The 1,194-nt window shown below is 40.4% G+C and carries 1 protein-coding gene; it reads right to left on the bottom strand.

Translation table 11 applies throughout. The annotated features are described in order from the left end of the window. A partial coding sequence (locus L1S35_RS13180) for an FIDD domain-containing protein (protein WP_502538686.1) occupies positions 1 to 1,194 on the bottom strand: 1,194 nt, incomplete at both ends.

Here is a 1,194-nt window from a genome sequence, read left to right as displayed (position 1 = left end):
GATATCTGAGATGGTTGTCGTTAGATCAAAAGTCTCAAAGCCTGCTGCTCCGGTGTAATCGCATAACTCATAAGCATCAGGATCTGTGGCTTCTGGAGTTGGATCAACAATTAGCTGAAGGCTTACATAATTAGCACATCCTGTTAAAGTATAAAATACACGAACATAAATAGTCTGTGTGTTTACGGTAATATTATAATAAGGGCTTGGCTTAGGATTAGCTCCTGTTTGTGAATCCGTCAAAGTCTCATGGAAGGTAACAGAAACTCCCGGTATTGGGAAGGGACTTCCTGTTATTTCAGCAATGGTACTATCCAAATCAAATACACCAAAGCCGTCATTGTTCGGGTCACAGTAATGCAATGGTAATGGCGTATTTGCCACCGGTCCCTGAGTTACTCTAAGGAGTTGTGTTGTCGTAGCATAACATGTTGTGGCAACGTTTTCTACTCTTATATAAACTACTTCGTTATCCGTTCCTATATAAGCAGATGGATTTACAATAAATGGTGAACCGTTTTGCGCTGCTGCCAAAGTAGTGTAATACGTAACTGCTAAACCCGTAACACCATTGGTCACTGTGCCTTCGTTTACCGTTAGGTCAAACTCTGCAGTAGTTGACGAACCGATGCCGCATTCATTTAAGTCAGGTGCTACAGTTACTACTGGCAATGGATTAACTACCAAATTAAACGAACCTGTTGTATTACAACCTGTAGCATTATCTCTGATGTTTATCCATATCTGCTGTGGATTGCTCGTGTTTGAATAAAGGTTTGGCAAAGGACTAACTTGATTTTGAGCATCGGCTAAAGTAGCATAGTAACTTACCGTTACACCTGTCTGTCCATTTGCGATTTCTGAACTCTTTGTCCCTAAATTAAATACCTCAATACCATCAGGAGAATTGTTATAATCACACAACTCATAATCCGTGATTACCGGATTTGGCAGTGGAATTGGGTTGATGACAAGTTGCAAAGTGGTATTGGTATAACACGCAGATGAACCTGTAAAATGAGCTCTTACATAAAGGGTCTGCGTTCCCGGATTAAGATTGCAATACGGACTTGGCTTTGGATTAGCTCCTGTCTGTGAATCCGTCAAAGTCTCATGATACGTAATGACAACATTCGGATCTGTTGAAATCTCAGGGTTCTTACTCACTAAATTAAAGCAGTAAAAACCGTTATT

Source organism: Flavobacterium anseongense (assembly GCF_021608185.1).
Taxonomy (GTDB): domain Bacteria; phylum Bacteroidota; class Bacteroidia; order Flavobacteriales; family Flavobacteriaceae; genus Flavobacterium; species Flavobacterium anseongense.
This window is presented reverse-complemented; position numbering and strand designations above follow the sequence as displayed.